Raw genomic sequence first — 7,220 nt, 5'->3', positions numbered from 1 at the left:
CTACTCAACCATGAGTGTTGCACTTATTTTATGAATTCACGAGACACACTTTATGGGACGGTACCTGTTATTTGTCTTCAATGCGGGTTAGCGGTGATAACTCCTTGCCTATAATAAAAGCATGTATTGAAAACGAACAACAAAAAAGCTAATCACTTGATATGACTGGCTTTGAGAGGTGGGTGGCACGTTAAATAAAGCAAAGGAATGAAAAGGGGTCATCACCCTTAAACGCCCACGCAGGCGGGAACCAAGAATACCATTGATTTTTAAGGGTTTTGACCTCTTTTCAGATAAACATCAGAGGCATTAGTGGGATTGGGTCGTTGCAGCAAAATGACATTCCTACTCGAAACTAACGCCTACCTCGCTGGAATGTCATTTTGCTTCAAGGCGGGTTAGCGGTGATAACTCCTTGTCTATAATAAAAGCATGTAATGAAAACGGACAACAAAAAAGCCAATCACTTGATATGACTGGCTTTGAGGGGTGGGTGGCACGTTAAATAACACTTAAGCATCTTCTATTTTAGGAGCACACGGGGATAAATAAGGGTCAGGAATATTAGATAACTCAAAACAACCTCTTTTCATAACATATACTTCAAATTCATTTGACTTTATATTACCTTCATAATTAGCAGTATCTCTAGTATAAATAACTCCATAAGAGCCTTTCATTATTTCAGCTATCCAGAAAAGTTCTTTATAAATCAAATTCCAAAATTCACCTTTCCTATTATCAGCGCCAGATACTAAAAGATGCTTATACCCGTTAATTGTTTTAAGAGTGAAAGTATTTTCACTAAAATATAACGCATTAAATTCGTTGATTTTTTCTTGAATCAAGTCGAAGTTTTGTAAAGAGTAATAATTAGATTCATGCTCTTCAGCCTCTATAGTTAGCCAACCATAATATAAAAACATTTGGATCCTCAGTTAAAACGGTTTTGTATCAATAACAACTTTTATATCATACCTTTTGCTATACTCTTCGAGCTGCCTTATAACACTTGAACCAGGCTCCCCGTTAAAATGATAATACACATCGCGGCCTGTTTCTTTTGCTGCCTCAAAAGCTCTTTTAGCTTGAATTCTCTCGTCTTTGCCAAAACTCTTAAATGCTGGTTTTGCTTCTGCGATATATTGATCACTTACTGCGTCAAACTCTTTTCCAACAGGGTCATTCTTAAATCTTACGCTGGAACGACCACCAAGATGATTTGCTAAAGCATCAGCATCGGCATCTTCTACGTCAACTTTGATTAGACCTCCATCATAGGCATTACCGGTACCGGAAGGAAAAGCATCTGTAGCATTTTCTTCTCCATACAGTTCCCTATTTGCTTCTGAGTTTTTTGTAACAGAACTTGGATTTGCGGGATCACCATTAACTGTTGGGCGACCACCACTAAATGTTTCATTGAGGTCTTTAGGTGCCTCTCCTTTCTTAGGTACCTCTTTCACTAAAGCATACGTATCACCTGCAACATCATCAAGCTTACCGGCGGTATATTTTATTACTTCCCCGCCTACTTTCACGAAGACAGCACCGGTCAGTCCCATTGCAGCATCTGTCGCTACATTGATCACGATGTCGTTACACGCTGCGTCGTTTCCATTCAGGCATTGACCGACTGCGGCAACCGATCCAACGATTGGAATATCTTGAAGCTGTTCCCGTTGATGGTTTGCGTAGGCTCCACTACAATCTGCTTGACTCAAGCCTACACAATGTTCGTCTTTATATGCGGTTTCTTGCTCTTTTAAGACCTTAACAATAGGGGCGTCAATTTTACCGCTCTCGTCCATGTGACCAAAGTAGTTATTCTCCACCGCATTCTCACCCGCTTGCCCTGCGGCAATGGCATTGTCTGCATTGCCTGTGGTAGCGCCAACAGCGGTGGATGCAGCACCTAAGATTGCGGTGAGGGTTTGTTTCTCGTCAGCCTTTAAATCATCTGGGTTAGAGCTGCCATACAACCATTCTGCCAAGGCAGGTGCGGCGGCTTCTGCCCCTGCGGTAATTAGCAGGACACACATGATAAAAGCCTTGAATTTACTGACTTCTTAATGTGCGTGTCCCATTAAGTTTTTGACCCCAATCAATTCAAAGTTTCATATCTGCGATAGCTACCAATGAAGCTTGATAACGTCCAGACTGAACCTCTCCATAACTAATATAAAGCGCATATTCTTCATGACATTTCGGGCATAATATAAGCCCAACTTCAGGCTCGTGTTTTTTAATTGGCTCAGAAGCAACATTAAAAAAAATATAAAGCTCCTTTTTCTTTTGTATATTTAATGCATCGGACCTCATGATAAACTTTAAAGTCTCCTCCCTTATAAAGCCACAACATTTATCACATGCGAATTCAATGTAGCCTCCTCCCATAGAAACACCATCATAGAACGGAGCTATCTTTTCCCTATTATCTAAAATGATTTTCATATTCAAATGGCCCTCTAATCACTAGAAGTTAAATCCACTTCTCGGACATCTATAATTTCATAGTTATCTGATTTCTTTATTGATTCAGGAAGTCTATCCTGCCGACCTAAGCCCTGCTGATTAAACCAAGGAGCAGTAATAGAGGTTCCAACAATCACATCCACTTTAGGCCTTAGTATAACTTCAAGATAATCGGATGCTTCTCCTGGTAAAGCACGTTCTTCAAAAGTCACTTTTGGAGATGATACATATGACCCTCGATCCGCTTCTGTTTTATAATTCCCGTCATGATAATTCTCTACATCAGATTTTCTTACCATACGACTAATGTTTTCTCCTGCTTTGTATGTATATACCCCATCTGTTCCAGGAATTTTATCATACCCTATAGAGTTTTCCGGCCACCATACCCCACCTTCATCAGTTAAATAGTTTCTCTGTTTTGCTAAATCATATTCTGTTTCCCAAGCACTTTTTCCATCAAAATCCCCCTCAGTATCAAAAGAGCCATTACTACCTAAGGCATTAGTTTTCGGAGTCTCTACCTTAATGGAACTTAAAGTCTGTTTAGCACCAGTAACAACAGCTTTACCTACACCCGTTATCGAAGCCGCCGTTTCAGCACCTAATATACCGATTTTTGCATATTTTTGCCCTTGGTTAACGCCTGCTTGATAGAAGTCACCTGCGCGGGCATCAAGGTTCGCTTCAATACTTTTATCTACGATAGGTGTGTATATATCAGAAAGCGCATCCGACAAAAACTGTACCGGATCTGGATCTTTCAAATCCAGCAGCCCTTGTTGAATGCTGCTAGAAATTTGTTTACCTGTTGTAAGCGGGTTCGTTGTTACCAACTGAATCACTGCGTCTTTTGTATTTTGTGCTGTTTGTTTTACTTCTTGTAAAACCCCCGCATCTCGTCCAAATGCCTGAAGGGCTTTGTCTGCCTCCGTCGCATTAATAGGGTAGCTTTGATCATAAAACTCCCTTACTACTTTATCATTACCGACTTTTGCTTCGGCATTGCCGACTAATGGCTCACCACCAACCGTTCTATCATTGAAAACATTGCTATGAGTATCGCCATAGCTTTTGATGCCTGCAACAACGTCTTCTGTGCTGTAATTTGGGTCTATTACAGGGATATCATTGGACACATAGTTCGATCCATCCAATGTCTCAGCCAGAACATTCAAAATACTGTCATCTGGTGTAAAGCCATTTGCTTTGGCTTTTGTCTGAAAATCTTTATCGATGTAGTAACGTAAGTTATCCGATACGATTTTCTCTGCACTAACTTGGCTAATATCGTTATTTGCCATCAACTGTTTGGCGGCGTTTTTTATTCCGACTACTTCACTTGCATAAATTTGTCTGTAATCTACATTGGCATCACCAACCTTGTTCGCCTCTTGGGTTCCTTGCCTTACAACGTCTGTGTCGGTAATGCTGTTGCCCGTTTTATTTAAGCCCCCTTCAACGACCTGATCCATCAGCGATGAAAATTGTTCACCTGCGACGTTTCTTAGGTCTTCTTTTGCTTGTTCTGAGCTATCAAAAAACAATCCACCATCGTTGCCTTGCTGGGCAACGGCTTGCAGTGATTCATGGGCTCCTGTGTTCATGATAGACGCTTCGCTTTCTCCTTCAGAAGCATCTATCATGATGGTGCCATTTTGACTGTTTGAGGCATCATTGACGACACCACCATGGACATCTACAACCATGGTATTGCCATTGCCATCCGTCAGAACTTGGTTGGCTAAGGACTCACTGATGGTTTTGTCCCCATCATATAAGTTGATGTTTGTCGGGTCGCCTCCAAAGCGGTCCACTAATACTTCAAATAAGACTTTTTGAGCTTCGGCTTTTACCTCTTTATTGTCACTGTTTAGGGCATCTTTTAGATTGGCATAATCGGTGTTGCGCTCAAGATCGTTTTTCACGCTCCGTAAAATAGCTTTGTTTTTTATGCCTTCCCCAAGATCAAAGAACCCAATAGCGTTATCATCCGATATGATGTCGTTAACAGCACTCGCGATGTCGCCAAAATGTTCATTGGTATCGGTCACATCTCTTCCGATGTCTTCATGCCCTTCTTCTGAAAACAGTCGATTGTCTATTGTCGCCGTCGCGTCCAAACCACCCCGTTCCATGTCTTTGGTGATTTCTTGGCTGTCTGCGGCTTCTCGGTTGAGGTCGGCGAACTCAGGCTGTTCATCGATGCTGACACCACCCACAGTGATGTTACCCAAACCGACAGTAGCCTTGGTAATTTGCTCTTTTTCATGACCGCTGAAGTTAGCGCTGTAAGTACCAACCGTTTCATTTACTTTTTCCCCGTTCGAGCCGGTTTTCTTCTTAGCATCTGGCATCATGCCACTGATGGAAATACCTGCTCCCATGGACTTGCTGGTGTCGACGTCTTGTAGGTCTGCTACGGTTAAGGTGTCGGTGGTTAACGTCAGTTGGTCGGTGCTGTTGCCATTTTCATCTACGGCCGCGATAACGGCGCCAGTTAAGTTAGTGTCTTTGGCTTTGATGTTGACCGTGCCACCAACAATGCCGCTTTGTTCGTTCACCCAAGCGCTGTTGGCATTACTTTCACTCGCGTTGATACTGGCACTACTCAGATCCGTCCCACTAAAACCGACATTCACTCCGGCACTTTCACTTGAGCTCGTCGCGGTGTCTTGTAAGCTGGTCACCACAAGGTTGTCGGTCGTTATATCAATCTCTTCCGCACCGAGGTTGCCGCCTTCAATGGTGAGGTTTTCACTGTTGCTGACAATACTGCCCGCACTCAAACTACTGTTAACATGTTGAGTACTTTGACTTTCACTGCTGCTTTTACTGGCATTCAAACCAGCAGAAAAACTGCCCGATGTGCCATAGCTGGCATTAGCCCCTTCACTATGACTTTCTGAACTCTCACTGTAGGTATTTTGACCAGCAGTAATCGCAATATTGTTGGCATCCAGTGCAAGCTGCCCTGCGGTATTCACGGTAGAGCCTTCAACGGTAAGGTTGTTGCTAGCGGTTAAGCTGGCATTACCTCCTACGTTAATGCTAGAACCATTCCAGTTAGTTTGTGTCGCTGTGGTACTCGTCGTATCGGTTTGTGTACTTGTACCTGCTGTCGCATAAAAGCCTGTACCGGCACTTGTTGAGGCGGCCGCCGCAGCCGCCACACCGGAAGAATAGATCGCCAATGTTGCATTCGCCACATTCGCCGTCGCAGCCGCTATATTGCCCTTGTAGAAGTCAAGGTCACTGGCCGGAAGACGACCTTCTGCGACTTTCGTTTTTGCTTCGTCATAAGCACTTTTGGCATTTTTCACCGCGTCTTTGGCTTTGTCCAGCGCTCTAATCGCCAGTGCCACGTCTACATACGCATTCTTCACGCCCACAGTGAAGGTTTTGGTTTTAGTGACGCTATCATGGGTGGTATCGGTAACGTCTTCACGTCCGCCCACTAGGATGTTTTCCCCTTGGATGTCGGCGTTGTTTTGCACGCTAATGTCACTGGCTAGGATCGCAACGTTTTTATCCGCATTGATCGTCAGGTTACCCACGCTGATGTTGCTCCCTGCCCACGTGTTGTCTGTGGTGGTGGTCCGTTCGGTCTGGTCTGTTTCCGTTAGGCTGATCAGAGATAACTCGCCCTCTTCAGACGAAAACGACGGGCCTTCAGCCGACACGGAAATCTCACCATGGGATTCCATGACGACGGTTTTTTCTTGTGCGGCATCGATGGTGACATTGTTGGCATTAATAGTGGCGGTATCGGTGACAGCCACATTCGCACCAATCAATGCCAGGTTGTTTTGCGCGTCAATGTTGAGGTCGTTAGCCGCTAAAGTAGATGTTTTCTGCCTTAGGGTCTCTGTGCGGGTGGCATGGGATTCACCAATTTTGATGGAAGCCCCATCATCAACAAGAGACGCGACCGCCGCAATACCTTTGGCGATGTCTTTAAAGACACCACGGAAACTTGAAGAGGATTCATTCCATTCGCTGCTTTGTACCGCTTGGGTGCCCACAGTGATGTTACCGGCTAGGGTGCCATCTTCATTGACGTAGTTGCCATTCGCGTCTTGCGTCACGCTTTGTAGAGCATCGGCTCCTGCGCCCATGGACAAGGTATCGTTCGCCGCTAAGGTTGCGCCTTCAAGGTTGATGTTGCTGCCGCTGTCGAGGCTCACATCGCCACCGATCAGCTCACTGCCCACCGCCACTTGCTTGATGGAACCTTGGTCTTTGGCTTTGACTTTAAAAGTGCCTTTTTTCTGCTCTTGGTAGCGTGTCGATGTTTGATCCACGGTCGATAACAGTTGGATATTATCTTCCGCCTGTAGGGCAATATTCCCGTCAGCGTTCACCGTCGAACCCGCCAATAAAATGTCCGACCCAGAAATAATTTGAACATCACCGCCCGAGGCTAAACTCGTACCTTGGTTGATCGTGCTTTCTGAGGTGGTGGTGACCGTTTTTCGTTTAGACCCAAACGTACTTTTCTTTTTGGTTTTGACTTCTTCAAAGCTCGAATTATTGGCCACCGCCGACACCAGCAATACGTCACCGCCCGCTGCTAGACCAATACCTTCTCCGCCGCTTAGCGCAGAGCCTTCCGAGAAAATATCTTGCTGACTGACCAGTGTTAACGCACCGCCAGCATTCAGTGTCGTGCCGGTGAGAGTTTCGCTATGGTCGCGTTTCTCGGTGGAATTGCCACCACCGCCGACAAAACTGTAGCTATCCTC

At 44.7% G+C, this 7,220-nt stretch carries 4 protein-coding genes; all 4 read right to left on the bottom strand.

The features are described from left to right. Positions 1-512: 512 nt before the first annotated feature. Complete coding sequence (locus I8J31_RS20500; protein WP_199470447.1) at positions 513-926, bottom strand: Imm7 family immunity protein; 414 nt, start codon at positions 924-926, stop codon at positions 513-515. 12 nt (positions 927-938) lie between these two features. Further along, positions 939-2,042 carry a restriction endonuclease fold toxin gene (locus tag I8J31_RS20495; RefSeq protein WP_199470446.1) on the bottom strand — a complete coding sequence of 368 codons (1,104 nt, stop codon included), beginning with the start codon at positions 2,040-2,042 and terminating at the stop codon, positions 939-941. Between the two features lie 67 nt (positions 2,043-2,109). Beyond that, the gene (locus tag I8J31_RS20490) at positions 2,110-2,454 is read right to left on the bottom strand and encodes a hypothetical protein (RefSeq protein WP_199470445.1); all 345 of its coding nucleotides are present in this window, start codon (positions 2,452-2,454) and stop codon (positions 2,110-2,112) included. A 14-nt stretch (positions 2,455-2,468) separates the two neighbouring features. Next, positions 2,469-7,220 (bottom strand): hemagglutinin repeat-containing protein (locus I8J31_RS20485; RefSeq protein WP_199470444.1); only part of this gene is annotated, 4,752 nt, incomplete at its 5' end.

The organism is Marinomonas transparens (assembly GCF_016463975.1).
Taxonomy (GTDB): Bacteria; Pseudomonadota; Gammaproteobacteria; order Pseudomonadales; family Marinomonadaceae; genus Marinomonas; species Marinomonas transparens.
This window is presented reverse-complemented; position numbering and strand designations above follow the sequence as displayed.